Here is a 26,118-nt window from a genome sequence, read left to right as displayed (position 1 = left end):
ACTTGGGGCTTAAAAATGCATAAACCGTGGTAGGTGAACGCAGGGCGATAATATCCCAGTGTTACAACAGGTAACAAGAAATTTTGCATGTTTTTTTATGGACCCGTACTGATCCAGGTCATGTAAAGCGTCCTTTTGTACATGACGCTGAAATTCTGTAGCCGCTGACGCAGGCTGCGATAAGGCCCGAAGGACTTTCAATCCCGGGGTCGCTACGCAACCCATCACAGCCTGCGGCAGCGGCTACACAGCTCAACGCGAAAAGTTAGCCCGCAGTGCGTCCAGTCCGCCTTGATAAACGCCTTGAAACAGTGCTTGCGCCTCTGCCTCGCTGATCCCGGCCGGGGTAAAACGCCCGGACCAGGTCACACGCGAAGCATCACCGTGCGCTTCAACCAGCAAGGTGGCCAGGTAATCAGTCACCGGAAACGGGCCTTCGGTGATCGAATAGCAGTAGGTTTTACCGGCGTTATCGAACCCCTCAAGCCGCTCGACAATGACCGTGCCGTCCTCGGTCTGTAAGCGACGCAGACGACCACCCTCGCCCGCCTCGCTTTTGACAATCATCGGGAGCCAATCCGGCAGCGAATTGAAGCCACCCACCAATTGCCACACCTGATCGGCCGAAGCCGGAATATCAATAACCGCGGATGCCGATGCCATGCTTTATTCCTCTGTGAATGATCTGTCGTTGCCGGTTCACTGAAACCCGAACAATGCCCGAGGCGTAGCCACCTGCAACGGGTGCACTACCTTAGCGTATTCCCACACCAACCGCTCTAGACCATAGCTTTGCTGCTAAAGCGTTGCCGTAGAAGGCTCGCGAAAGCCTGGCAGCGCCGTATCGCGACTACGCCGGGACGACGCGATACTTTTGTTAAATCTGCCCTTGGAATTTTTACACACGCCCGGCAATCAATACTTTCTCTCGCCCCATGTTCACCGCTACCCTTACCGGCTCGCAGGCCCGAATACGCACAGGATTTCAATGGACACTTCTTCACACCCACTTGCCGCAGAGGCCGGACAGGAAAAAACCGGTAACGGCGGACGCGTTCAGGTCATCGACCGTTCGATTGTGCTGCTCAGAACGCTGGCCCGGCTCAAGCACGGTGCTTCCGCCCTGGACTTGGCCAAACTGACCGGCATTGATCGCACCACCATCCATCGCCTGCTGAAAACCCTGAACCACTGGAATCTGATCGAGTCGCAGGGCGGTACGTATCGGATCGGCGCTGAGTCGCTGATTTATTCGTCGGCTTATCTCAACCGCCTCAACCTGCGCAAGATCGCCCTGCCCTTTACCATTGAGTTGCAACGCGTGATCGGTGAACGGCAAGCGATTGTGTCGCTGTCAATTCCGGTGGGTGACGAGGTGGTGTTGATCGAACGGATGTGGACACCCTCCACGCCGCTGAATGTGATTGTCGATCTGGCAGATCAGTTTCCTATCGACGGCAGCCCCAGCGGGCGCGCCATTCTGGCGACTTACAGTGCAGAACAAGCCCGAAACCTGCTGGGTGAAGAACGCTGGCAACTGGTCGATCCCACACTGCAAAAAATCCGTGACGAACAAGACTTTGCCTTCGGCCACGAAGAGTTCAAACCCGGCTTGCACTCGGTTGCGTATCCGATTCGCCCCGCCAACGGTTGCGCGGTCGGCGCGCTGGTGATCGCCGGGCTGGACATGGAAGACCAAACCCATCCGGGCTCCGCACTGGCCAGCCATTTACGCCGCACATGCCAGAGCATTGCCGCGCAAATGGCCCCCAACTAAGCCGTCACTCGCTCAACCCAACTGCTCGAGCAGCCGGTTGAGCTGGATCTTGCCGTAGTGCGAACGCGGCAACGTGGCCACGAAATACACCTGACGCGGCACTTTGAAGCGCGACAGCAGTTGCTGACAATGGCTTTGCAGTTGCTCGCCACAGGCTTCAGTGCCGGGCTTGAGCACCACCGCCGCGCACACCCGCTCGCCCCACTCCAGATCCGCCAGACCAAAGACATGGGCATCCGCCACCTGCGGATGCGCCAACAGGCACTCGATGACTTCGCCCGGCTGGATGCTTTTACCCCCACTGCGGATGATTTCCTTGCTGCGGCCCATGACCTGCAAGTGGCCATCGGCGCGGATTCGCCCCAGGTCGCCGCTGCGCAACCAACCATCCTGCAGCACGTTGGCGCTCAACTCCGGCTGTTGCCAATAACCCGCCATCAGTTGCGGCCCGGCCAACATGATTTCGCCCATGCCCTGATCATCAGGGCGGTCAATGCGCAACCCGGCGGCAAACACCGGGCGCCCGACCAGCCCTTCGGCACTTTCACCGTTGCGTCGTAATTGCCCCATGTGTGCGGCCGACAAATAGCAGGTCCAGGGCGCTTCGGTCATGCCGTACAGCACACTCAAACGCGGGCCGAACAACTGGCAGGCATCGTCCAGCACCGACGGTGCAATGGCGGCGGCACCAATGTCGATGCTCTTCAAGGTGCTCAGGTCCGGCTCGGCCAGACTCGGCTCGCGCAGTACGCGCAACAACTGCGTTGGCACCAGCGAGCTGAATGCGGCCCGGTGTTGCTGCAACTGCGACACAAAGGTCGAGGCCTCAAAACGCTCGACCAGGGTCAGTTGCCCCCCGCTGAGCAGGTGCGCCAGCAGCGCAACCGCCGCAATCGGCCACAGCGGGCGCACGTTGAGCAACACATCGCCGGGCAACGCCGCACGGGCCATGACAATGTTTTGCAGCACCGCACACAGGCTGGCGTGGGTGTGCATCACCGCCTTGGGCGCTCCGGTGGTGCCGCCGGTGTAGTTCAGCGACGCCAGCCCCGTGCGCGCTTGTGCATCGCGCGCCGGTGCATCGGCCGGGCGCTGCACGCGGACTTCGTCCAGGGCTAAACAGACCACGCCCTGCTCGATCAGCGTTGCCGCGACACGGGAATGACCGGTACCAAACAGCAGCACACGTGCCCCGGCATCCTTGATCTGCGCCAACAACTCACTCGGTGCCAGCGACGGATCCAATGGCACGCGGACCCGTCCATGGGCCATGCAGCCGTAATCGGCCAGCAAATAATCCAGGCTGGTATCGGCTAACAGAGCGACCCGCTCGCCCTTCCCCACACCCAGCTCTTCCAGCCCGGCGCCGAAGTCATCAAGGGCATGATTGAGTTCGGCAAAGGTCAACTCACGCTGGCTGCGCAGGTCTTTGATCGCCAGCGCCTGCGGCCACTTGCAGGCCGCCTGGGTAAACAGTGTGCTGATGTCCATGTTCACCACCCACTGAGGACAATACGGCCATTGACCTGCCGGTTTTCGAGCAAGGCATGGGCCTGAGCCACTTCGGTAAAAGGCAGGACGCGGTCGATCAGAGGCCGTACTTGCCCGGCTGCGATCATCGCCAGCGCACTGCGCAAGTCTTCCAGGGTGGCGCTGCCAGACCCCAGCAGGCTCAAGCGGCGACCAATCAATAACCCCGGCGACACCGGCACTGTGCCGGGCTGCACATTGCCCAGCACCACCACGCGCCCCCCCATGGCCATGCTGCGCAGGGTGTCGTGCAAGGTGTGCCCCAGATTTTCCATGGCCACATCGACGCCTTGGCGCCCGGTCAGTTGCCAGACCGCCGCGCTGTAACCTTCGCTGCCCGCCACCACCACGTCATGGGCGCCCAACGAACGCAGAAATTCCACTTTGTCGGCGCTGCCGGTCACCGCAATCACCCGCGCCCCGAGCGAACGTGCCAGTTGCAACTGGTGGGCACCCAGGCCGCCGCTGGCGCCATTGATCAGTACCGTTTCGCCCGGTTTTAGCTGCGCCTGAGACACCAAAGCCCGCACGCTTGTGGCGATTGGGCAGCAGGCCAATGCGGCATCGGTATAGGCCAAACCGTCCGGCAATAACACGGCAGATGCCGCTGGCACGCGCAGAAACTCGGCATACGCGCCTTCGGTGTCGACCGAAGGCAAGCCCAATGCGCGGCACAGATCCTGGCGCCCACGCAGGCAGTCACGGCACTGGCCGCAGAAACGGCGCTGATAAATCACCACCCGGCTGCCGACCTTCAGGTGGTGCACCTGCGCGCCTACCTCGATGACTTCACCCGCCACTTCATGGCCCAGCACCACACCGGTGTGCGCCCCCGGCAACTTGCCCGCGCGGTGCATCAGGTCGTGATGGCAAACCCCCGCCGCCTCAATGCGCACCAGCACTTCATGAGCGTCGGGTTGCGGGGTCGGCACTGTCTCAAGCTGCAACTGCTCGGGGCCGCCGAAATCCTTTAGAACGATTGCTTTCATCTTTTATAACCATATGGAAGTACATAAGAATATGTTCATATAACAAACACATTGTTTGTATTGTGCACATGATTTAAGTTTTGCTCACTTTGACGCAGAGCTCAAGTGGCAATGCGTTTTCCTTTAAACGACCCTGAATCGAAGCCATGACTGTCGAGTACGAAATTGTTGAAGACGGCGTTTTACTGGTCACCCTCAACCGCCCGGAACGTTTGAACGCCCTGAACGGCGAGGCCAAGCTCGCGCTGGGACAGGTGTGGCAGCGCGCACAAGATGACCCGGCAGTGCGCGCCATCGTGCTGCGCGGCGCAGGTGAACGGGCGTTTTGCGCCGGTTCCGACCTCAAGGAAATTGCCGCCACCGGCGAGACCGTCAGCACCCAGGTGCTGGCCAACGCCCTGCCCGGTGTCGGTACGCCTTTGAGCAAACCGGTGGTCGCCGCGTTACAGGGACACACCTTGGGTCTGGGCATCAGCCTGGCGATCCATTGCGATTTTCGGATTGCCCGGCACGACACCCGCTTCAGCTTTCCAGAAGTGGGCCACGGCATGCTCTCGGGCTTCAGCACCATCACCCTGCCCAGCCTGATCGGTGAAGCGGCCGCGCTGGACATCATGCTCAGCGCCCGCCCGTTCGATGCCGCGCAGGCACTGCAACTGGGGCTGGTCAACGAAGTGGTCGACGATGCGATTGCCGCCGCGCTCGACCTGGCCCGTCGCCTGGCCGCCCATGACACGCGGGCCATGCAGTGGACCAAGCGCTTGTTGCTGGCCGACCGCAATAACCGCCTGCAACAGCACCTGGCCCAGATCGACGAAGCTCGAACCGATGTAATGCGACCTCACTGACAGTTCTGTTCTCAACACTTACTCGCCACCACGACCTGTCAGGAACACCCACCACCAGGAATGGAAGCGGGCGCCAATCATTGTTGGAGCCTCACCATGTTTCGCCCACAAAACAGTTTTCGCCCCAAGCTGAGCCTGCTCACTGTCGGGATTCTCGGCCTGTGCGCCAGCCACCACGCGCTTGCCGATGAGCCCACCACGCCCTCGCTGCAAACGGTGGTCGTGACCGGCGCCCGTGACGGCGGTCGCACCGTGGCCAAAAGCCTGGCACCGATTGACGTGATCAGCGCCGATGACCTGATGCGCTCCGGCAAACAGAACCTGCGCGATGCACTGGCCGCCGCCGTGCCGTCCTATACCAACGCGGCTGGCTTTACCGGCGGCACCGGCTTGTCGGTGAAATCCGCGACCCTGCGCGGGTTGGGCGGCAACCATGTACTGGTGCTGGTGAACGGCAAGCGCCGCCACACCACCTCGCTGATTTTCGTCCAGACTGCCGCCACGGCCAGCGGCCAGTCACCCACCGACCTGGACCTGATCCCGATTGCGGCGGTCGACCATATCGAAGTGCTGCGTGACGGCGCAGCGGCGCAATACGGCTCGGACGCCATCGCCGGGGTGATCAACATCATCCTCAAAAGCAACAGCTCAGGCGGCAGCGGTAGCGCCCTGTACGGCCAGTTCAAGGACCGGGTCGGCGGCAAGGGCAATTTCGGTGCTCGCGGCCAGGCCTCGGTCAACCAGGGTTTTGAACTGCCCAACGATGGCTTTTTCAGCCTGAGTGCCGACCTCGGTATTCAAGACAACTCCAACGTGGCTGGCGCGGTGCCAGACCGGACCCGCATCTACTTCCCGGTCAACGGCCAACCTGACCCACGGGAAAACGGCGAAAGCCGCTACCGCCAGATCATGGGTCAGCCGCGTTCGCAGACCTACAACCTTGGCTACAACATGGAGATGGCGCTCAACCCGGACTACACGTTGTATTCCTTCTCGACCGCCAGCCATCGCAACTCCGAAAGCTGGGGCACCTACCGCACCGCCAACTCGCCGCAGAACATTGCCTCGGTGTACCCCGACGGTTTCTCGCCACGCTTCGTGGTCGAAGAAGATGACTTCCAGACCGTGGTCGGCCTGCGCAACGACAACCTCCTGGGTTGGAAGTGGGACCTGAGCACCAGCTATGGCCAGGACAACGCGAATATCCGCAACGAGAAGTCGATCAACCCGTCTTACGGCCCGGACAGCCCGCGCAACATGGACGGCGGCAACCTGATTGCCAGCCAGTGGACCAACAACCTGGACCTGACCCGCGCGTTCGACACCGGCCTGTTCGACAAACCGCTGAACGTGTCGACCGGCCTTGAGTTTCGCCGTGAAGGCTTCGAAATCGAGGCGGGTGAACAGGCGTCTTATGGTGACGGCGGCTACGTGTTCCCGGTCGGCAGCCCGTTGGCAGGCCAGCGCCCCAACCCCGGCGCACCGGGCCTGACCGGTTTTACCCCGTCTGATGCGCACAACTACTCGCGCACCAACACCGCAGGCTACGTCGACTTCAGTCAGAGCCTGACCGAGAAGTGGGACGCCAGCGTGGCCGGTCGTTTTGAGCACTACAGCGACTTCGGCGACACCACCAGCGGCAAGTTCTCGACCCGCTATGCCTTCACTCCGCAATTTGCGATGCGCGGCACAGTCAGCAACGGCTTCCGTGCGCCCTCCTTGCAGCAGGAGTATTACTCCTCATCGCTGACCGCCTGGCGCACCAACACCCTCACCGGCCAGTTGGAACAGAACGTGACTCGCTACGTCACCGTTGACGATGCGGCCGGTCAGGCCTTGGGCGCCAAAGCGCTGAAGCCTGAAAAATCGATGAACTACAGCGTCGGTTTTGTCGCCACCCCGACCTCGGACTTGGACATCACCGTCGACCTGTACCAGATCGACATCAACAACCGCATCCTGCAAACCAGCAACCTGCAAGGCACCGCCGTGTCCAATCTGCTGGCGAGCAAAGGTCTGGACCCGAACCAGATCGTCTCGTACTTCGGCAACCTGGCGGACACCCGCACCCGGGGCATCGATCTGGTGGCTGACTACCGCTATGACTTCGGCCAATACGGCAAGGTCAAGTGGACCCTGCTCAGCAACCAGAGCTTGCAGACCGTGCGCAAGGTCAAGGAGCCCGCAGCCCTGGCGGGCACCGGCGTAACGGCCGTGGGCCGCGACAAGATCGGCAACCTGACCACCGCGTACCCGAAAAACGTCACCTCGCTGAACACCGCATGGCAGCTGGGCAACTTCGACGTCAACCTCAAAGAAACCCACTACACCAGCGTGACCGGCCTCAACCAGGTCTCACCTAGCCGCGATGAAAAAATCGATGCTGCCTTTATTACCAACCTGAGCGTGGGTTACTGGGTGAGCGATGCGGTGAAACTCACCGTGGGCGGCGAAAACATCTTCAACCGCCGTCCGCAACAGCTCAACGACGAAGCCAAGAAGTATTACTTCTCGCCGACCGATAACCCGACCTATAGCTGGTATTCACCCTATGGGCTGGACGGCGCGTACTACTTCGCCAAAGTCGACGTGAGCTGGTAATTGACCATGAGCCAGCCCATTGCCTCGCCCGTCACTCAACCCGTATCGCATGTGGCCGAGGGCTTCGATCATGCGCTGTACCGCAAGCTCGCCTGGCGGATCATGCCCTTTTTGTTTCTGTGTTTTGTGCTCAATTGGCTGGACCGGGTCAACATCGGCTTCGCCCACTTGCGCTTCAAAACCGACCTGAACATCAGTGATGCCACGTTCGGCATCATTGTCGGGGTGTTTTCCATCGGCTATTTGCTGTTCGAGATCCCCAGCAATTTGTTGCTGGAAAAGATCGGTGCGAAGAAGACCATGACCCGCATCATGATCCTCTGGGGGCTGGTCACCGTGGCCACCGCCTTCGCCCAGACACCCGCGCAGTTCTATGTACTGCGCGTGTTGCTGGGTGCAGCGGAAGCCGGGTTTTTCCCTGGGGTGATCCTGTACCTGACCTACTGGTTTCCAGCCAGTCACCGGGCACGGATCACTTCGCGGTTCATCATGGCGATTGCGGTGTGCGGGATCATCGGCGGGCCGCTGTCGACCTCGATCATGAGCCATTTCGATGCCGTGGCCGGGTTCCACGGCTGGCAGTGGCTGTTCGTGCTCACCGGTCTGCCGCCGATTCTGGCCGGCCTGTTTGCCTGGTACTGGCTCGACGATCGTCCGGCCGATGCACGCTGGCTCAGCCACGATGAAAAACAGCGCATCGAGCAGGCCCTGGCGGCAGAGCGCGGGCGCCGCCAACCCGGCGGCCATCAGCATTTTCTGGGGGCTCTCAAAGACCGCAAGGTCTGGTTTATCGTCCTGGCCTACTGCCTGACGATCATGAGTACCGGCAACGTCACCAACATTTGGGCGCCGTCGATCATCCGCGATTCGGGCATCAGCAGCCTGAGTCAGCTGGGGTTGCTGTCTGCCCTGCCCTACATCGTCGCGGTGGGGGTGATGTTGCTGGTGTGTCGCCACTCCGACCAACAGCAAGAGCGCCGCTGGCACTTCACCGTGCCCGGTCTTCTGGCCGCGCTGGCCATGCTGATTTTGCCGCAATGCCTGTCCAACTCCACGGCGACCGTCGCGGCCATGATCTTGATGACCACCGGCTACCTGAGCGCCACGGCGGTGTTCTGGACCATCCCCACGTACTACCTGTCGGATCGGGCAAAGGCGGCGGGCCTGGCCATGGTCAATTGCTGCGGGCAGATCAGCAGCCTGCTGACCCCGATCATGATCGGCCAGATCAAAACCTCGACCGGCGACATTCGCCTGGCCCTGTACATCGTGGCGGCCATGGTCGCCAGCGGGGCCTTGATCCTGTTCTTCGGCGTGCCGCGCACCGCGTTGCGCGACGCCTCTTCAACCTTGGAAAAAACACATGACTGACTACGTCGCCCTGGCCACCGAACTGGCTGCGCAGATCCAACCCGGCGCTGCGCAACGCGATGCCGAGCGCACCTTGCCCCATGAACACATCGAGCTGATCCGCCAATCGGGCCTGGGCGCAGCACGGGTGCCCGCCGAACTGGGCGGTGGAGACATCAGCCAAGTGGATGTCGCGCGGATTTTTATCACCTTGGCCAAGGCCGACCCGTGCGTGGCCCAGGCTATTTTTCCGCACTTCGCCACCGTCGAGCACCTGCGCCTGATCGCCAACCCTGAACAACAGACACGCTACCTGGGCGCCTTTGTCGACCGTCAGCTGTCATCCGGCGCCATTGCCGAGCGCAGCGGTACCTTCCGCGGCGAGATCCATACTCGGCTGGAACGTCGCGGCGAACAATTGATCCTCAACGGCAGCAAGTTTTACAGCACTGGCTGCCTGTTTGCCGACGTGCTGAAAATCCAGGCCGTGGACGAAGCCGGGGCGGCGCTGTACGTCATGCTCCCGGCCACGACGCCGGGCATCACCTTGCTCGATGACTGGGACGGCATGGGCCAACGCACCACGGCCAGCGGCAGCACCTTGCTGGAAAACGTGCAGGTGGCGCCCGAGCAAGTCATCCCCTTGAGCCCGTGGTATCAACGGCGCAATTACATTGGCGCCAGTGCACAGCTAATTCACTGCTCAATCGATATCGGAATTGGCCTGGCGGCGCTGGACGATGCCGTGCAGTGGGCCCGCAACGGCTCACGCCCGGTGCGTGAAAGCGGCGTGCAGCGGGCCAGCGATGATCCGTACATTTTGCACACCATCGGCGACCTCGCAGCCCGCATCCATGGCGCCGAAGCGCTGGTAGAAAAAGCCGCGGCCGCAGTCGATTTTGCGGCGCGCAGCCAATTGCAGGGTCTGCTGCAAGGCGATGAGCTGGAAGCGGTATTGGTGAAAGCGTCGATAGAAGTGGCCGAAGCCAAAATCGCCTCCACCCGTGCGGCGTTGCATGTGTGCGAGCGCCTGTATGAAGTCGGCGGCGCAGCAACCACCCAAAGCCTGCACAACTTCGACCGGCACTGGCGCAATGCGCGCACCCACACCACCCATGATTCACTGGCGTACAAATACAAGGCGATTGGCGAGTTCTTGCTGAATGGGCGTCATCCGCCGATTGCGTTTACTTATTAAAAATACTGGCTTGGGAGATTCAATGGTGTGCAGCAAGCCGATTTCGTAGCAGTTGCCGAGCCTGCGAGGCTACGTCCGGCTGCGCAGCAGTCGTAAAATCAAGCACTGCGGTGTGTCAGTTGAACCCTGCACTTAGGGTTTACGATCGCTTCGCAACCGGACGTAGCCTCGCAGGCTCGGCAACTGCTACGAGTTCGTGCGCCATAGGCTTTGCTGGGGTGAGCGATCTGGATTTCATAAAAGAGCGTCTCTACAGGTTGATCTCCAGTCGTTTAAGCCGCGAGGCCAGTGTGGTGGGTTTGATCCCCAGCAACTGCGCCGCACCCTCCTTGCCAAACAATTTGCCCTGGCAGGCCTGTAGCGCGGCCAAGGTGTTGTCACGTTCCAGGTTGCGCATTTGCTCATCAGTGAGAATGACCGGGGCCGCTGCCGTTGCACCGCGTGATGGGTGACTGGGCGTCAGGTCATCGGGCAGGTCGATCGTCAGGCGACCGTCCTGGGAGGTGATCAAGGCGCGCTCGATGACGTTTTGCAATTCGCGGATGTTGCCCGGCCACGCGTAGCGTTGCAGGCGTTCCATGTCCACCGCGCGCAGCCGCCGCCCCGGCAGGTTGAGGCGTTTGCCGATTTCCTTGATGAAATGCATGGCCAGCGGCGCAATGTCGATCGGCCGTTCACGCAGGGCCGGGGACTGCAACGGGAACACGTTCAGGCGAAAATACAGGTCTTCACGAAAGCGTTTGGCCTGCACTTCTTCGCGCAAGTTGCGATTGGTCGCCGCCACGATCCGCACATCCACCTTGCGCGTACGCTCTTCGCCGACCCGCTCGAATTGCCCTTCCTGAAGCACGCGCAACAGCTTGCTCTGCAAATCCAGAGGGATTTCGCCAATCTCGTCCAGAAACAGGGTGCCGCCGTCCGCCAATTCGAATCGACCCACCCGATCACGCACGGCGCCGGTGAACGCGCCACGTATATGCCCGAAAAACTCGCTCTCAAACAGCTCCGCCGGGATCGCCGCGCAGTTAACCCGAATCAGCGGGTGCGCATTGCGCTTGCTCGCCTGATGGATGGCGCGGGCAATCAACTCTTTACCGGTGCCCGACTCCCCGTGGATGAGCACGCTGGCATCGGTCGGCGCAACCACATCGATCTGTTTGATGATTTTGCGGATCGGTTCGCTTTGGCCGACGATCTCGCGGTAGTTGTGTTCGATGTGAATCTCTTCTTGCAGATAAGCGTTCTGCTCCTCAAGCCGAACCTTGAGCTGCTTGAGCTCGTCGAGCGCATTTTGCAGTTGCAGCTCGGTGGTACGCCGCTCAGTGATGTCGCGAAACACCACCACGGCGCCGACCACCCGGCTGTCCGCGATCACTGGCGTGCTGGTGAACTCCACCGGAAACGAACTGCCGTCGCGGCGCCAGAACAATTCCTGGTGACCTTCATGCACCACACCATCGCGAACCGCTCGATAAATCGGGCAGTCTTCAACCTCGTAATGAGAGCCATCAGGGTGGCTGTGATGGTGAATGCGGTGGATGTTTTTGCCGATCATTTCCTTGGCTTCCCACCCCAGCATGCGTGCCCCCGCCGGATTGACGAAGGTGGCCAGGCCTTGGTGATCAATGCTGTAGATGCCATCGCCCACGGCACTGAGCAGCAGTTGATTATCGCGTTCGGTTTCTTGAAACAGATTGAGGATATTGCGCCATTCGATCAAGCCGCCGCGCATGGCGCGCTCGGTCTGCGCCTGATCGCGCTGGTAGCGCTGACGGCTCTGCTCGCGCAGCACCAGAATGATCTGTAACTGCCCCTTGATGCTGAGCGTGGTGCCGGTGATGTCCAGTTCAATGCGCTCGCCGCTTTTGCAGTTGCAACTCAGCTCATTAGTCCAACCCTTGCCCTTCTCCAGCACCGCCTGACTGAACACCACCAGATCCGCCAGTTGATGACCGAACAGCTTGCTGACCGGCAGTTGCAACAGCTCCTGGCGGGTGTAGCCCAGCAGTTGGCACACAGCGATGTTGAGGTCGCCAAAACGGTCGCCGTAAGGGTCGAGCAAGGCAATGGCGTCCGCGCAATGCTCGAACACCATGTGCCGGGACGAATAAGCCAGGTCCGCCCAGCCGACTAAAGAATCGCCATCAGTCATTACGAGATCTCGCTCAAGCCCCTACGAATAATCGTAGTTCTACGGGAGTTCGTAATAATCAAACAGGCTCAGTTATCACCAAAAAAACCGGATCAGAATTACCGATTCTTTTAAATCAATCACTTAGCGTTTAATCCATTTAAAGATTAATTTCTGGCACGCGCTTCGCTCTAGTCCTCTTGCAACCGAGACGCCGAACCCGGCCCTCAATCACCGCACGATCACTGGAGATGACGATATGCCTAACGTGGACATTGCCCACTATCAAGACGGCGACTTTTTGGTCAACTACGAAGAGAAGGTCTTCGAAGACGTCAAGGCCGAACCGGGCGAAAAAGCCCTGTTGACCTTCCACACCATCGCTTTCGAAGGCTCGATCGGTCTGGTCAATCTTCTCCAGGCCAAACGCCTGCTGCGCAAAGGCTTTGAAACCAAAATTCTGCTGTACGGCCCCGGTGTACAACTGGGCGTGCAACGCGGCTTCCCGACCTTGGGGGCCGAAGCGTTCCCTGGGCATTTGGCCGTGAATAACCAGATCAAGGCCTTTATGTCAGAAGGCGGCGAAGTCTACGCCTGCCGCTTCGCCCTGCAGGCGTTGTATGGCCAAACCGAAAAGGCGCTGATCGAAGGCATTCGGCCTATCAACCCGCTGGACGTGATGGACCTGCGCCTGCTGATGCGCCGCGAGGGCGCCATGATCATCGACACCTGGACCGCCTGACCCACACCGCACGGGGGCTGCACTGCCAGCCCTCGCACCTGACCGGTTTGTCCCGCATCTATTGTTGAGGCTCTGATATGCCTGTAATACGCGCCGCCGCCGTGCAATTCAGCCCCGTGCTCTACTCGCGCCAGGCTACCGTCGACAAACTCTGCCGCCAGTTGCTGGCGCTGGGCCGCGAAGGCGTGCAGTTTGCAGTCTTCCCGGAAACCGTGGTGCCTTACTACCCCTATTTTTCCTTCGTGCAGCCGCCGTTCGCCATGGGCAAACAGCACCTCAAACTGCTCGAAGAGTCGGTCATCGTGCCCAGTGACGTCACCCGTCAAATCGGTGAAGCCTGCCGCGAAGCCAATATCGTGGCCTGCATCGGCGTTAACGAACGCGATGGCGGCACGATTTATAACGTCCAATTGCTGTTTGACGCTGACGGCACGCTGATCCAGCACCGCCGCAAAATCACCCCCACTTACCACGAGCGCATGGTCTGGGGTCAGGGCGACGGCTCGGGTCTGCGCGCCACCGACAGTGCCGTGGGCCGCATCGGCGCACTGGCCTGTTGGGAGCACTACAACCCGCTGGCCCGCTACGCGTTGATGGCCGACGGTGAACAGATCCACGCGGCGATGTTCCCAGGTTCTCTGGTGGGGCCGATTTTCGCCGAACAAATGGAAGTCACCATTCGCCACCACGCCTTGGAAAGCGGCTGCTTCGTTGTCAATGCCACCGCCTGGCTTGACGCACACCAACAAGCGCAAATCATGGCCGACACCGGTTGCGCCATCGAGCCGATCTCTGGCGGCTGCTTCAGCGCCATCGTCTCGCCAGAAGGCAAGCTCCTGGCGCACATGACTGAAGGCGAAGGCGTGATCATCGCCGACCTGGACTTTGCCTTGATCGACAAACGCAAACGTATGATGGATTCAGTCGGCCATTACAGCCGCCCCGAACTGCTCAGTTTATTGATCGACCGCCGCCCTGCCCTCCACGTGCATGAACGCCGCGAGGTGGCCGAGCATGAATAGCCCAGTGATGACCAGCCAACTGCTGGCCGAATTGCAATGCCACGGCGTTCGCTGGCAAGGCGCCGATGGCCTGAGCCGCAAGGGCGGCGCTGGGCCTTCGGACCACAAGGCGCTCAGCCTGGGCCTGCACACAGCAATGGTGCCGATGCTCAATCGCGCATCCCTCGACTCGCCTTACAGCGCGGTGCCTGACGCCACGGGCGAGCAGGCGTTGATCTTTCGTGAAGGCCTGCAAGTGGGCCACGTGCAACTGCCCGGCGTGCCGAATTTTTATGCCTTGAACACCGCTGACGGCACGCCCTACTGGAAGATCGCCACGCTGCACAGCAAAGACGTGCTGGCGACCACGGTTTTGCAGCACTGCATCCGCATGAACGAAGCCGCCACCGCGTGCCAGTTTTGCGCAATAGATCAGTCATTGGCGGCAGGCAAAACCATCGCTCGCAAACGTCCGGCGCAGTTGGCTGAAGTGGCCAAGGCGGCTGTGGAACTGGACGGCGTCAAACACATGGTGATGACCACCGGCACCCCGCAAACCCCAGACCGTGGGGCAGCGATTCTGTGCGAGTCAGCCGCCGCCGTGACTGGCGCTGTCGACCTGCCGATTCAGGCCCAGTGCGAACCCCCGGACGATGACATCTGGTTTGCCCGCCTCAAAGACAGCGGCGTGGTGTCGCTGGGCATGCACCTTGAGGCCGTCACCGACGCCGTGCGCCAGCGCATCATGCCGGGCAAGGCGCAAGTCCCGTTGCAGCGCTACTTCAGCGCCTTTGAGGCTGCGGTCAAAGTGTTCGGTCACGGCCAGGTCAGCACCTACATCCTCGCCGGGCTGGGCGACAGCGAAGAGGCTATTGCCCAGATCAGCGAGCAGGTGGCCGCGCTGGGCGTGTACCCGTTCGTGGTGCCCTTTGTGCCCATCGACGGCACGCCCCTGGCCCATCACGCCAAACCCGACAGCGCCTTTATGCAACGCCTGTACCCGCGCATCGGCGCCAGCTTGCGCCGCCACGGGCTGCATTCAGACAAGATCAACGCCGGCTGCGCCAAATGCGGCGCCTGCTCGGCCCTGAAAAACCACGAGTGACAGGAGCCCGATCATGGCTGAGCACGCTTTTGCCCTGACTGCCGACACCTTTGCTGACTTCCTGGCCGATGACCTGTTGGTTAAACCAGCGACCGAGGCGTGGGAACGCAGTGGCTACTACGCCTTGCGCCGCGCGGTATTTTCCGATGAACAACGCCTGATGGAACAGGACAAGGATGAGCGCGACTTTCAAGCCATCCCGATTGTCGCGGTGGCCCATCACTGCGGAATGCCGGAACAGGTGATCGGCGCCGTGCGCATCTACACCTGTGAGCCGGGCGTATGGTACGGCGGACGCCTGTGCGTCGAGCGCGCCTACCGCCGTCACGGCATGATCGGCAAGGCGCTGGTCAACGAAGCCGTGTCACGGGCCATCGATCTGGGCTGCCAGACCTTTCTGGCCACCGTGCAAACGTCTAACGAAAGCTATTTCCACAGCCTGCACTGGGTCAGCCTCGAACCGATCGAGTTGCTGGGCCAGCCCCATGTGCTGATGCAGGCACACCTGAGCCACTACCCGTTTATGCCGCGTCAAGTGGCCTTGTCGCGCCGCCGGGGCCTTCGCCATGAGCACTGACCTGCGCGCGATGCTCGAACGCCTGAAAAACACCCCGGCGATGCGCTCCAAACAAGCGATCCAGCACCCGGCCCGCACCTTGCACAATCAGGCCCGCACCCGCGATGCGCTGTACGCCTTGCCCGGTGACGACACGGCGGCCATTCGCTGCGGTGATCAATACCAGTTGCTGGCCATTGAAGGCATGCTCCCCGCCTTTGTCGAGCAAGCGCCATGGTTCGCCGGGTGGTCGGCGGTGATGGCCAACGTCAGCGACATCACCGCCATGGGCGGCCGCGCAACTGCCGTGGTCAATGCCTATTGGCACCATGACCTTGACGCTGCCGAACAGGTGCTGGCGGGCATTCGCGATGCGTGCCAGGCGTATGGGCTGATTCTGGCGGGCGGCCATACCAGCCAGGCCACCGACAACCCTGCCGCGCTGGCAGTGGCGATCACCGGTTGGGCACGCAGCCTGCTGTCGACCCTGCACGTCGAACCCGGTCAGTGCCTGGCCATGGCGGTCGATCTCAACGGTCAGTGGCATGGCAACGCGCCCTACTGGAAAGCCTTCGAAAATGTGCCGGGCGAACACCTGCGGGCCAAGCTGGAAGTCATCCCGCGTCTGGCCGAAGCCGGTCTGTTGCTGGCCGCCAAAGACATCAGTAATGCCGGGCTGCTGGGCACGCTGTTGATGCTGCTCGAACCCACCGGCTGCGGCGCGCAGCTTGATCTTCAGCACCTGCCGCACCCCGTCGATGCGCCTCTGGAACGTTGGCTGCAAGCCTTTCCCAGCTACGGCTTTTTACTGACGCTCAACCCTCAAGACTTGCCCGCCGTACAGGCCGCCTTTGCGCTGGAAGACCTGCACTGCACCGCCATCGGCCATATCGACAACAGCGCACGCCTGCACGTCAGCCTAGACCGGCAATGTCACGAATTCTGGAACCTGCACCAACAGCCTTTTACCGGCTTCAGCTACCCCGAGGAGCACTGACATGCTCGCCGTTACGATTCGCCTGCGCTGGCCAAACGGCCAGGAAACCCACACTTATTCACCCTCGACCACCCTTTATGAACACCTGGAGGCAGGCACGTCGTATCCCATGGCCGAGTTTTTGCGCCGTGCTGAAACAGGCCTGAACGCGGCCTCTGAACGGGTCAAGCAGGTCAAAGGTTTCTATTGCAGCTCCGCGATGGACAGCCTCGGCAACTTGCAACGCATGGCCCAAGGCTTCAGCGGTACCGAGGCCCGCGTTGAAGTGCTCGACATCAAGAACCAAGGCTCCGGCCAGGTCAGTTACGCCAGCTTCGGCGATCTATAAACCGCCCCTTCAATGAGGACCCCAGCATGACCCACTACAGCGCAATTATTGTCGGCGGCGGCCAGGCCGGACTGTCGGCCAGTTACTACTTGCAGCAATTGGACATCGACCATCTGGTGCTGGAAAAGCACACCCTGACCCACACCTGGCGCAACCAGCGCTGGGACGCGTTCTGTCTGGTCACACCCAACTGGCAATGCGCCCTGCCCGGCTACCCGTATGCCGGTGATGACCCGCACGGGTTCATGAAAAAGGACCAGATCATTGCCTACCTCGACGGTTTCATTGCCAAGGTCAATGCGCCGGTACGTGAAGGCGTCACGGTGCAACGCATGACCGCCCGCGCCGAAGGTGGCTACCAGCTCAACACCAGCGCAGGCGACTTCAGCGCCGATCAGGTGATTGTCGCCAGCGGCGGTTACCACACGCCGATCATTCCGCGCCTGGCCGAGCGCCTGCCGGTTGAAATCAAACAAATCCACTCAGAGCAATATCGCAATCCCCAAGCGCTGCCGCAGGGTGCGGTGTTGGTCGTAGGGTCGGGCCAGTCGGGCGCACAAATTGCCGAAGATTTGCACCTGGCCGGGCGCAACGTGTTTCTGGCGGTCGGTGATGCGCCGCGCTGTGCGCGCTTCTATCGCGGCAAGGACGTTGTCGATTGGCTGGCCGACATGGGTTACTACGACATTGGCGTCGATACCCACCCGCTGCGTGAAGGGGTACGCGACAACACCAACCACTACGTGACCGGACGCGACGGCGGGCGTGACATCGACCTGCGACGCTTCGCGCAAGAAGGCATGACGCTGTTTGGCCGCTTGCAGACGTTGCAGGGCAGCGTACTCAGCTTTGCCCCAGACCTGGCGGCCAACCTGGATGCCGCCGATGCGGTCTACAACCGAATCAATGCCAGCATCGACACGTTCATTGCCGAAAAAGGTATCGACGCGCCTGCCGGCGTGCACTACGAAGCCCTGTGGAGACTGGAACACGAAGTGACCGAGCTGGACCTTGCCGACTCAGGCATTACCAGCATCATCTGGTGCATCGGTTTTCAGCCCGACTTTAGCTGGGTCGATGTGCCGGTGTTCAATGGCCGCAGCTACCCGGGCCATCAACGCGGGGTCACCGCCCAAGCAGGCCTGTACTTTCTTGGCCTGCCGTGGCTGCACACCTGGGGTTCGGGGCGTTTCAGCGGTATTGCCCGAGATGCCGAATACGTGGCCGGGCAATTGGCTAGCCGGTCCAGACGCTGAAACACGTGTGGGAGCCTGGCTTGCCAGCGATGCAGACGATGCGGTTTTTCTGTTAAACCGCGCCTATACCCTCGCGGGCAAGCCCGCTCCCACAAAAATACGACCCATTATTTGAAGAAGTTGCTCGGTGTTTTACCGAACTGTTTTTTGAACATGGTGGTGAATGCACTTGGGCTGTCGTACCCCAGCGCCCCGGCGACATCGATGATTTTTTCACCGATGGCAATCCGCTCCAGCGCCAGCAGTAGCCGGGATTGCTGGCGCCATTGGCCAAACGTCATGCCGGTTTCCTTGTGAAACAGCCGCTGGATGGTTTTTTCATCCAGCGCCAGACGCGCGCTCCAGTGCGCAAGGGTTGAGCCGTCGCTCGGGTCGCGCTGCAACACGGCACAAATAGTCTGAATGCGCGGATCAAGCGGCTGCGGCAGGTGCAACGGCAAGACCGGCAGGATGGCCAGTTCGTCCAGAATCAGGTTCATGATCCGCTCGCCTCGCGACTGGATCTCGTAAGGCGCGGTGATCTCGATCGAGGCCTTGATCAACTCGCTCAGCAGCGCCGAAACACTCACCGCACGGGTCTCGATGGGCAACTGCGCCACCACGTCGGGCCGCACAAACACACTGCGCATTTTCAGCGGGCCCACGCAACGAATCGAATGCACCTGGCCACAGGGCATCCAGATCCCGCGACTCGGCGGCACGGTCCACTGGCTCATCGCCGAATGCACCACCATCACCCCTTCAATGGCATACAGCAACTGATGCTTGGTGTGCGAGTGAGGCGCGATCACCCAGTCAGCCGGGTAATCGGTCGCGCTGCTTCTGACTGGCCAGACCGCTTGATCGACCTCAAGCAGAAATTCTTTCAACGGTTTGATGGTGTTTCCCTTTTTGAGAGAGTGACTGCCCGAATTGCGCGAGACAGGCAATTTCGCGAAATCTAGGATAGCCGCTGCTTTGCTGCTGTGCACCCCAACGTCCCTGTTTCCCTGATCGGAAGAACGTCGATGTCAACCATAAGTACGACCCCTTCGGCCACCGCAAACCCCAGCCCCAGCGCTTCGGTGGCCAGTCAAACCAGCCCGCTGGTCATGCGCGTGATCGCTGCCTGCGCCTTTGCTCACCTGATCAACGACCTGATCCAGGCCGTGCTGCCCTCCATCTACCCGATGCTAAAAGCCAGCTACGGCTTGAGCTTCACGCAAATCGGCCTGATCACGCTGACCTTCCAGCTAACGGCATCCTTGCTGCAACCCGGCGTCGGCTACTACACCGACCGTCACCCCAAGCCCTGGCTGCTGCCCGCCGGAATGGTGTGCACCTTGATCGGGATTTTGATGCTGGCATTTGTCGGCACCTTTACTGCCATTCTGGTGGCCTCGGCCTTGGTGGGGATCGGCTCCTCGACCTTCCACCCCGAAACGTCGCGAGTGGCACGCCTGGCCTCTGGCGGGCGCTACGGCCTGGCACAATCGACGTTCCAGGTCGGCGGTAACGCCGGCAGCGCGTTTGGCCCGCTGCTGGCCGCGGCCATTGTCATCCCCTACGGTCAGGGCAACGTCGCATGGTTCGGCCTGTTTGCAGTGTTGGCCATCGGGATCCTGTACGGCTTGAGCCGCTGGTATCGCCAGCACCTCAACCTGTTCAAGCTCAAGCAAGGCACTGTGGCCACCCACGGCCTGTCCAAACAACGGGTAACGGCCGCACTGGTGGTGCTGGCCATGCTGGTGTTCTCCAAATACTTCTACATGACCAGTTTCACCAGCTACTTCACCTTCTTCCTGATCGAGAAATTCGACCTGTCGGTGGCCTCCTCCCAGCTCTACCTGTTCCTGTTCTTAGGTGCAGTGGCGGCGGGCACCTTCTTCGGCGGCCCGATTGGCGACAGAATCGGCCGTAAAGCCGTGATCTGGTTCTCGATCCTGGGCGCTGCGCCGTTCAGCCTCGCACTGCCGTATGTCGACCTGTTCTGGACCGGCATCCTGAGCATGATCATCGGCTTCATCCTGGCTTCCGCGTTCTCCGCCATCGTGGTGTATGCGCAAGAATTGGTGCCAGGCAATGTCGGCATGATCGCAGGTGTGTTCTTTGGCTTGATGTTCGGCTTCGGCGGCATCGGTGCTGCACTGCTGGGGCATCTGGCAGACATTCACGGCATTGAGTATGTGTACGCGCTGTGTTCGTACCTGCCGTTGCTGGGGGTTTTGACCATCTTGCTGCCGTCTACCAAAGGGGTTTGAAGCGTACATAACCCTCTGTAGGAGCGAGCTTGTCTCGCGATCTTTTAATCTTTAAAAACAAAAGATCACGAGACAAGCTCGCTCCTACAGCATCACTCGCCACTCATCCAGCAGGCTGTCGAACATGGCCTGCGCTGCCGCCGATAACTCATGTCCCGGTTTGGTCAGTACACCCATTGCCCGCTCCACGATCGGTTCGTGCAAGGTGATGCAATGCGCACCCAGTTCGCGCATCTGTTTGACGCACAAGGCCGGAACCACGCTCACCCCCAACCCGCTGGCGACCATGCGCCCGACGGTGGCCAGTTGATGACTCTCGAACTCCACCGGCAATTTCATGTGCCGCGCCTGTAGGTGCTCTTCCAGCAGCACGCGCACCGCAGACGGTCGTTGCAGGGTGATGAAGGGCTGTTCGAGCAGGGTTTTCCAGTCGATGATCGAACGCCCGGCCAGTTCGGAGTCGGCTGGCACCACGGCCACAAAACGGTCCATGTACAACGCCGTAAAGGTCAATGACGAACCTGGCGCCGGTTCAAACGCCACACCCAACTCCACCTGTCGCTCACGGACCATTTCCAGCACTTGCTCGTTGATGACGTCGTTAACCGTGACATTGAGCTTGGGATAGCGCACGCGAAAATTTTTGAGGATGGGCGGCAACAGGTTGCAGGCAAACGAGGGGATGGCCGCCAACGTCACGCGACCACGCTGCAACGTGAACAGTTGGCGCATTTCATCTTCGACGTTGTCCCAGTCAGCCACCAATCGCCGGGCCCGTGGCAGCAACGCATCCCCTTCAGGGGTCAGGGCGACGTTACGCGTGGTGCGAGTAAACAAGCGCCCGCCCAGGCCTTCTTCCAAGGCCTTGATGGTCAGGCTCAAGGCTGACTGCGATAAATGCAGGCGCTCGCACGCCACGGCGAAGCTCAGGCTTTGCGCTACCGCCAGAAAAGCGCGAATCTGTTTCACGGTCATGGGCGAGGTCTCCCGTTAAATTGTTTCGATTTATCTATCAATCAACCTTAAAAATCAACTTAACAAATCAATCCAGCGGAGTAACACTCGCTGCATACGGCTAACCACCACTCTCCAAGAATAAAAGAGGTGCATATGGCAGGTTTTGATAAACGCGTAGCGTCCTACGAGGAAGCGCTGGCAGGGCTTGAAGATGGCATGACCGTGATTTCAGGCGGCTTTGGCCTGTGCGGGATCCCGGAAAACCTGATCAACGAGATCAAGCGCAAAGGCACCCGCGACCTGACCGTGGTGTCGAACAACTGTGGCGTGGATGGATTTGGCCTGGGCATCCTGCTCGAAGACCGCCAGATCAGCAAAGTCGTCGCCTCGTATGTCGGTGAAAACGCGCTGTTCGAGAAGCAGTTGCTCAGCGGCGAAATTGAAGTCGTACTCACCCCGCAAGGCACGCTGGCCGAAAAAATGCGCGCTGGCGGGGCTGGCATCCCGGCGTTCTTTACCGCTACCGGCGTCGGTACCCCCGTGGCAGACGGCAAGGAAACCCGCGAATTCAAGGGCCGTACTTACCTGATGGAAGAGTCCATCACGGGCGACTTCGCCATCGTCAAAGGCTGGAAAGCCGACCATTTCGGCAACGTGATCTACCGCCACACCGCGCAGAATTTCAACCCGCTGGCGGCCACGGCGGGCAAGATCACCGTGGTTGAAGTCGAAGAAATTGTCGAACCCGGCGAGCTGGATCCGGCGCAGATCCATACCCCTGGCATCTACGTCGACCGGGTCATTTGCGGCACGTTTGAAAAACGTATCGAACAGCTCACTGAGCGCCCTTGATGATGGTGTGGGCAAGCCCACTCCCACAGGTAATACGTATCGCCCAAGCCTTAAGCTCTTGATTCAGAGCACGGAGAACAATAATGGCTCTTACCCGCGAACAAATGGCTCAGCGCGTCGCCCGCGAAATGCAAGACGGCTTCTATGTGAACCTCGGCATCGGCATTCCGACCCTGGTCGCCAACTACATTCCCGAAGGCATGGAAGTCATGCTGCAATCGGAAAACGGTCTGCTCGGCATGGGGCCTTTCCCGCGTGTGGGTGAGGCCGACGCCGACATGATCAACGCTGGCAAGCAAACCGTCACCGCCCGCACTGGCGCGTCGATTTTCTCTTCCGCCGAGTCATTCGCGATGATTCGCGGCGGCCACATCGACCTCACCGTGCTCGGCGCGTTTGAAGTCGATGTACACGGCAACATCGCCTCCTGGATGATCCCCGGCAAACTGGTCAAGGGCATGGGCGGCGCGATGGACCTGGTGGCCGGTGCCGAGAACATCATCGTCACCATGACCCATGCCTCCAAAGACGGCGAGTCGAAACTGCTGTCGCGTTGCAGCTTGCCGCTGACCGGCGCCGGGTGTATCAAGCGTGTGCTGACCGACCTGGCCTACCTGGAAATCCAGGACGGCGCGTTCATCCTCAAAGAGCGCGCGCCCGGCGTCAGCGTTGAAGAAATCGTCAGCAAGACTGCCGGCAAGTTGATCGTTCCGGACCACGTTCCGGAAATGCAATTCGCCTGAACCGCCACTTTTAAGGAGAAATGTGATGCAAGAAGTCGTCATTGTCGCCGCCACGCGCACTGCCGTTGGTAGTTTTCAGGGCTCGCTGGCCAATATTCCAGCCACTGAACTCGGCGCCGCCGTCATTCGTCAACTGCTGGAAAAAACCGGCCTCAAGGGCGAGCAGATTGATGAAGTGATCCTCGGTCAGGTGCTGACCGCAGGTTGCGGGCAAAACCCGGCACGTCAGGCCTCGATCCTCGCAGGCCTGCCCCACGCCGTACCCGCGCTGACCTTGAATAAACTGTGCGGTTCAGGCCTCAAAGCGTTGCATCTGGCGACCCAGGCGATTCGTTGCGGCGATGCCGAGGTGATCATCGCCGGTGGCATGGAAAGCATGAGCCTGGCGCCGTACGTGCTGCCCGCCGCCCGCACCGGTTTGCGCATGGGCAACGCCAAACTGCTCGACAGCATGCTGCACGACGGCCTGATGGACGCGTTCAACGACTACCACATGGGCATCACGGCCGAGAACCTGGTGGACAAGTACCATCTGACCCGTGAACAACAGGACACCTTCGCCTCCGCCTCGCAACAAAAAGCCATCGCAGCCATTGAATCCGGGCGTTTTGCTGACGAAATCACCCCGATCCTGATTCCTCAGCGCAAAGGCGACCCGGTAACGTTCAAGGTTGACGAACAGCCGCGTGACGGCATCACCGCCGAAGCCTTGAGCAAACTCAAGCCTGCGTTCAAAAAGGATGGCAGCGTCACGGCTGGCAACTCGTCCACCCTCAATGACGGCGCCGCTGCCGTGGTGCTGATGAGCGCCGACAAGGCCAAAGCCCTTGGCCTGCCTGTGCTGGCCCGGATCGCCGGTTACGCCAACGCCGGTGTCGACCCGGCAATCATGGGCATCGGCCCGGTCTCGGCAACCCGTACCTGCTTGAAAAAAGCCGGCTGGAGCCTCGACGACCTGGACCTGATCGAAGCCAACGAAGCCTTCGCTGCGCAAGCACTGGCGGTGAGCAAAGAGCTGGAATGGGACATGGACAAGGTCAACGTCAATGGCGGCGCCATTGCCTTGGGCCACCCGATTGGTGCGTCGGGTTGCCGCGTCCTGGTGACGTTGCTGCACGAAATGATCAAGCGTGACGCCAAAAAAGGCCTCGCCACCTTGTGCATCGGCGGCGGTCAAGGCGTGGCCCTGGCCATCGAGCGCGACTAAAAGGTTCCAACAGCTCGCGTGCGGATCCACGACATCGGCGCGCGAGCTGCTCCGAAAGCCCTACCCCGCATAACCGAACGCAGATACCTATCTACACAGCCTAATGGTCGGTAATCCTGACAATCAGCTCGCTGCCGATCCATCCAGCCAGCAGCTCACCGGCCCGGCCGATGCCCTCTTCTTCGCCCAGGCGCTCGACTAAAAACTCGCACAATCCGGCAAAACTGCCCTCTGCTTGCACGTGCAGCAGCGCCTGCCGTTCCAGTGCATCGACTTGACGCAGGCGCGAGGTGAACTGGCGACGCCACACTAGCAGCCCGCCAGCCTCGGCCAGCATCTGCGCTTCAGGCAGCGGGCTTTGCTGCCACAAGGCACACCAGATCGCCTCGGCGTTGGTGGTCAGCACGTGACTGCGCAGCGACGGCGTAAGTTGCAGCCGCGCCGTGTCCCAATCCACCGAGGCCAGTGCCTCCATGCGCACGGCCACGGCATCGGCACTGACAAACGCCTCACTCAGCGACCACTCAATCCATGCCAGTTCATGCACGTCCGGGTTGTGGGGGAACAGCTCGTTCAAGGTCTGATAAAAACCTTCGGGATAGGTGTCCAGCGTCCAGGCGTGTGGCGGGTGATGGTCGATATGGGTAATGCTGGCCCTCAAAAAGGCCTCATCGCCGAGCCAGCGGCGCAGGTTTGGAAATGCACCTTCAAGACACCCCACCAACTGTGCACGGTAGTTGTTCTGATACACCGCCAGACCCGCGGTGTTGTTGCCCAGCAACTGGGCGGACTCATCCGAGGCACCAACCAGCCAGGCCTGAAATGTGTGCTGCAAACGGGCAAGGTTCATGCTCGCACCTGCGAGCGATGGTTGGCCTCGCTGGCCCCGAGCGCACGGGCGATCGACAGCTCGTCCAGCAGGTCGGCCAAGGGCGGAATCTCATCATCGCGCTCAATCAGGGTGGCCACTGGGCCCAGCATCGCAATGGCCTTGGCGTACAAATGCCAGACGCCCGAACAAACTGGGCTGTCGTGGCTGTCGATCAACAATTGCGGCCCCTGACTGTGGCCCGCGAGGTGAATCTGGCGCACCCGTTCAGCTGGAATTCCGTCCAGAAACGCCAACGCATCAAAACCATGATTGCTGGCACTGACGAACACATTGTTGACGTCCAGCAACAGCTCGCAGCCAGTGCGGCGGGACATTTCGGCAATAAATTCCCACTCACTCATGGAGGCGTCAGCAAAGGCCAGATAACTGGACGGATTTTCAAACAACATCGTACGGCCCAACACCTCTTGGGCCCTGTCGATATTGGCGCACACCAGGTCCAGCGCTTCGTCGGTGTAAGGCAGCGGCAACAAATCGTGGGAATTGAATCCGCCCGTACGCGACCAGCTCAGGTGGTCGGACACAAACAGCGGCTCAATCTCGTCCACCAATGACTTGAGGCGCTTGAGGTACTCGCTGTCCAGGCCTTCGGCGGTGCCGATCGACATGGACACACCGTGCAACGCCACCGGGTGCCGCTCACGGATCTGGCGCAGGATATGCCGGGGCTGGCCGCCTGCAACCATAAAATTCTCGGAGATTACTTCAACAAAATCGACAGCGACCGACGTGTCGAGGAACGCGCTGTAATGCTCCTTGCGCAACCCCAGGCCATAGCCCGAAAAACGAGGAGTGGATGTCGCCATGTGATGTGCTCC

24 protein-coding genes are annotated in these 26,118 nt (G+C 60.6%); 16 read left to right on the top strand and 8 right to left on the bottom strand.

All coding sequences use genetic code 11. The features are described from left to right. Window positions 1-252 precede the first annotated feature (252 nt). Entirely contained in the window at window positions 253-663 is a 411-nt protein-coding gene (locus tag RHM56_RS10150; protein WP_322241034.1) for an SRPBCC family protein, read from the bottom strand. 325 nt (window positions 664-988) lie between these two features. Between RHM56_RS10150 and RHM56_RS10145 the strand changes: the two genes are divergently transcribed. Further along, window positions 989-1,777 (top strand): IclR family transcriptional regulator, encoded by a 789-nt coding sequence (locus RHM56_RS10145; RefSeq protein WP_322241033.1) that lies wholly within the window; start codon window positions 989-991, stop codon window positions 1,775-1,777. A gap of 12 nt (window positions 1,778-1,789) precedes the next feature. On the opposite strand, the gene RHM56_RS10140 is transcribed toward RHM56_RS10145, so the two are convergent. Both RHM56_RS10140 and RHM56_RS10135 read right to left on the bottom strand, forming a co-directional pair. Next, complete coding sequence (locus tag RHM56_RS10140; RefSeq protein ID WP_322241032.1) at window positions 1,790-3,268, bottom strand: class I adenylate-forming enzyme family protein; 1,479 nt, start codon at window positions 3,266-3,268, stop codon at window positions 1,790-1,792. A 2-nt stretch (window positions 3,269-3,270) separates the two neighbouring features. Beyond that, window positions 3,271-4,296, bottom strand: a complete 1,026-nt coding sequence (locus RHM56_RS10135; RefSeq protein WP_322241031.1) for an alcohol dehydrogenase catalytic domain-containing protein — start codon at window positions 4,294-4,296, stop codon at window positions 3,271-3,273. A 146-nt stretch (window positions 4,297-4,442) separates the two neighbouring features. Between RHM56_RS10135 and RHM56_RS10130 the strand changes: the two genes are divergently transcribed. From RHM56_RS10130 to RHM56_RS10115, 4 genes are all read left to right on the top strand, one after another. After that, window positions 4,443-5,144 carry an enoyl-CoA hydratase/isomerase family protein gene (locus RHM56_RS10130; protein WP_322241030.1) on the top strand — a complete coding sequence of 234 codons (702 nt, stop codon included), beginning with the start codon at window positions 4,443-4,445 and terminating at the stop codon, window positions 5,142-5,144. 96 nt (window positions 5,145-5,240) lie between these two features. Beyond that, window positions 5,241-7,745 (top strand): TonB-dependent receptor, encoded by a 2,505-nt coding sequence (locus RHM56_RS10125; protein ID WP_322241029.1) that lies wholly within the window; start codon window positions 5,241-5,243, stop codon window positions 7,743-7,745. 6 nt (window positions 7,746-7,751) lie between these two features. Further along, complete coding sequence (locus RHM56_RS10120) at window positions 7,752-9,116, top strand: MFS transporter (protein WP_322241028.1); 1,365 nt, start codon at window positions 7,752-7,754, stop codon at window positions 9,114-9,116. Next, window positions 9,109-10,293, top strand: coding sequence for an acyl-CoA dehydrogenase family protein (locus RHM56_RS10115; protein ID WP_322241027.1), 1,185 nt, complete (start codon window positions 9,109-9,111; stop codon window positions 10,291-10,293). Before RHM56_RS10120 ends, RHM56_RS10115 begins: the two co-directional genes overlap by 8 nt. Before the next feature lie 250 nt (window positions 10,294-10,543). On the opposite strand, the gene RHM56_RS10110 is transcribed toward RHM56_RS10115, so the two are convergent. Beyond that, window positions 10,544-12,445 carry a sigma 54-interacting transcriptional regulator gene (locus RHM56_RS10110; RefSeq protein WP_322241026.1) on the bottom strand — a complete coding sequence of 634 codons (1,902 nt, stop codon included), beginning with the start codon at window positions 12,443-12,445 and terminating at the stop codon, window positions 10,544-10,546. Window positions 12,446-12,683: 238 nt separating this feature from the next. On the opposite strand from RHM56_RS10110, the gene RHM56_RS10105 reads away from it, so the two are divergent. From RHM56_RS10105 to RHM56_RS10075, 7 genes are all read left to right on the top strand, one after another. Next, complete coding sequence (locus tag RHM56_RS10105) at window positions 12,684-13,166, top strand: MSMEG_0572/Sll0783 family nitrogen starvation response protein (protein WP_322241025.1); 483 nt, start codon at window positions 12,684-12,686, stop codon at window positions 13,164-13,166. A 77-nt stretch (window positions 13,167-13,243) separates the two neighbouring features. Beyond that, entirely contained in the window at window positions 13,244-14,188 is a 945-nt protein-coding gene (locus RHM56_RS10100; protein WP_322241024.1) for a Nit6803 family nitrilase, read from the top strand. Window positions 14,189-14,192: 4 nt separating this feature from the next. Further along, window positions 14,193-15,272, top strand: a complete 1,080-nt coding sequence (locus RHM56_RS10095) for an MSMEG_0568 family radical SAM protein (protein ID WP_322241743.1) — start codon at window positions 14,193-14,195, stop codon at window positions 15,270-15,272. A gap of 13 nt (window positions 15,273-15,285) precedes the next feature. Next, window positions 15,286-15,849, top strand: a complete 564-nt coding sequence (locus RHM56_RS10090; protein ID WP_322241023.1) for an MSMEG_0567/Sll0786 family nitrogen starvation N-acetyltransferase — start codon at window positions 15,286-15,288, stop codon at window positions 15,847-15,849. After that, window positions 15,839-16,825: a sll0787 family AIR synthase-like protein gene (locus tag RHM56_RS10085; RefSeq protein WP_322241022.1), complete on the top strand. Its 987-nt coding sequence runs from the start codon at window positions 15,839-15,841 to the stop codon at window positions 16,823-16,825. Before RHM56_RS10090 ends, RHM56_RS10085 begins: the two co-directional genes overlap by 11 nt. Before the next feature lies 1 nt (window position 16,826). Next, window positions 16,827-17,153: an MSMEG_0570 family nitrogen starvation response protein gene (locus tag RHM56_RS10080; protein WP_322241021.1), complete on the top strand. Its 327-nt coding sequence runs from the start codon at window positions 16,827-16,829 to the stop codon at window positions 17,151-17,153. 26 nt (window positions 17,154-17,179) lie between these two features. Then, window positions 17,180-18,409 carry an MSMEG_0569 family flavin-dependent oxidoreductase gene (locus RHM56_RS10075; RefSeq protein ID WP_322241020.1) on the top strand — a complete coding sequence of 410 codons (1,230 nt, stop codon included), beginning with the start codon at window positions 17,180-17,182 and terminating at the stop codon, window positions 18,407-18,409. Window positions 18,410-18,516: 107 nt separating this feature from the next. On the opposite strand, the gene RHM56_RS10070 is transcribed toward RHM56_RS10075, so the two are convergent. Beyond that, a complete protein-coding gene (locus RHM56_RS10070) occupies window positions 18,517-19,338 on the bottom strand; it encodes a helix-turn-helix transcriptional regulator (protein ID WP_322241742.1) in 822 nt (273 codons plus the stop codon). A 78-nt stretch (window positions 19,339-19,416) separates the two neighbouring features. Between RHM56_RS10070 and RHM56_RS10065 the strand changes: the two genes are divergently transcribed. Then, window positions 19,417-20,649 carry an MFS transporter gene (locus tag RHM56_RS10065; RefSeq protein ID WP_322241019.1) on the top strand — a complete coding sequence of 411 codons (1,233 nt, stop codon included), beginning with the start codon at window positions 19,417-19,419 and terminating at the stop codon, window positions 20,647-20,649. An 84-nt stretch (window positions 20,650-20,733) separates the two neighbouring features. Here the strand turns inward: RHM56_RS10065 and RHM56_RS10060 are convergent, their stop codons facing one another. Next, window positions 20,734-21,624, bottom strand: coding sequence for a LysR family transcriptional regulator (locus RHM56_RS10060; protein ID WP_322241018.1), 891 nt, complete (start codon window positions 21,622-21,624; stop codon window positions 20,734-20,736). 135 nt (window positions 21,625-21,759) lie between these two features. Here RHM56_RS10060 and RHM56_RS10055 point away from each other — a divergent pair, with 135 nt between their 5' ends. The 3 genes from RHM56_RS10055 (at window position 21,760) to RHM56_RS10045 (ending at window position 24,408) form a co-directional block, all read left to right on the top strand. Further along, on the top strand, window positions 21,760-22,458 hold the full coding sequence (locus tag RHM56_RS10055; RefSeq protein WP_322241017.1) for a CoA transferase subunit A: 699 nt from the start codon (window positions 21,760-21,762) through the stop codon (window positions 22,456-22,458). 83 nt (window positions 22,459-22,541) lie between these two features. Next, window positions 22,542-23,201: a CoA transferase subunit B gene (locus tag RHM56_RS10050; RefSeq protein WP_322241016.1), complete on the top strand. Its 660-nt coding sequence runs from the start codon at window positions 22,542-22,544 to the stop codon at window positions 23,199-23,201. A 25-nt stretch (window positions 23,202-23,226) separates the two neighbouring features. Next, window positions 23,227-24,408 carry an acetyl-CoA C-acetyltransferase gene (locus RHM56_RS10045; protein ID WP_322241015.1) on the top strand — a complete coding sequence of 394 codons (1,182 nt, stop codon included), beginning with the start codon at window positions 23,227-23,229 and terminating at the stop codon, window positions 24,406-24,408. Window positions 24,409-24,508: 100 nt separating this feature from the next. On the opposite strand, the gene RHM56_RS10040 is transcribed toward RHM56_RS10045, so the two are convergent. Together RHM56_RS10040 and RHM56_RS10035 are read right to left on the bottom strand one after the other, a co-directional pair. After that, a complete protein-coding gene (locus RHM56_RS10040) occupies window positions 24,509-25,258 on the bottom strand; it encodes a DNA-binding domain-containing protein (RefSeq protein WP_322241014.1) in 750 nt (249 codons plus the stop codon). After that, window positions 25,255-26,106: a DUF692 domain-containing protein gene (locus tag RHM56_RS10035; protein ID WP_322241013.1), complete on the bottom strand. Its 852-nt coding sequence runs from the start codon at window positions 26,104-26,106 to the stop codon at window positions 25,255-25,257. The genes RHM56_RS10040 and RHM56_RS10035 overlap by 4 nt, the downstream gene beginning before the upstream one ends. Between the last annotated feature and the right edge of the window lie 12 nt (window positions 26,107-26,118).

The sequence above is a fragment of the Pseudomonas sp. CCC3.1 genome (assembly GCF_034347405.1).
Classification (GTDB): domain Bacteria; phylum Pseudomonadota; class Gammaproteobacteria; order Pseudomonadales; family Pseudomonadaceae; genus Aquipseudomonas.
Note: the sequence above shows the minus strand (reverse complement) of the source record. Positions and strands in the feature narration are given on the sequence as shown.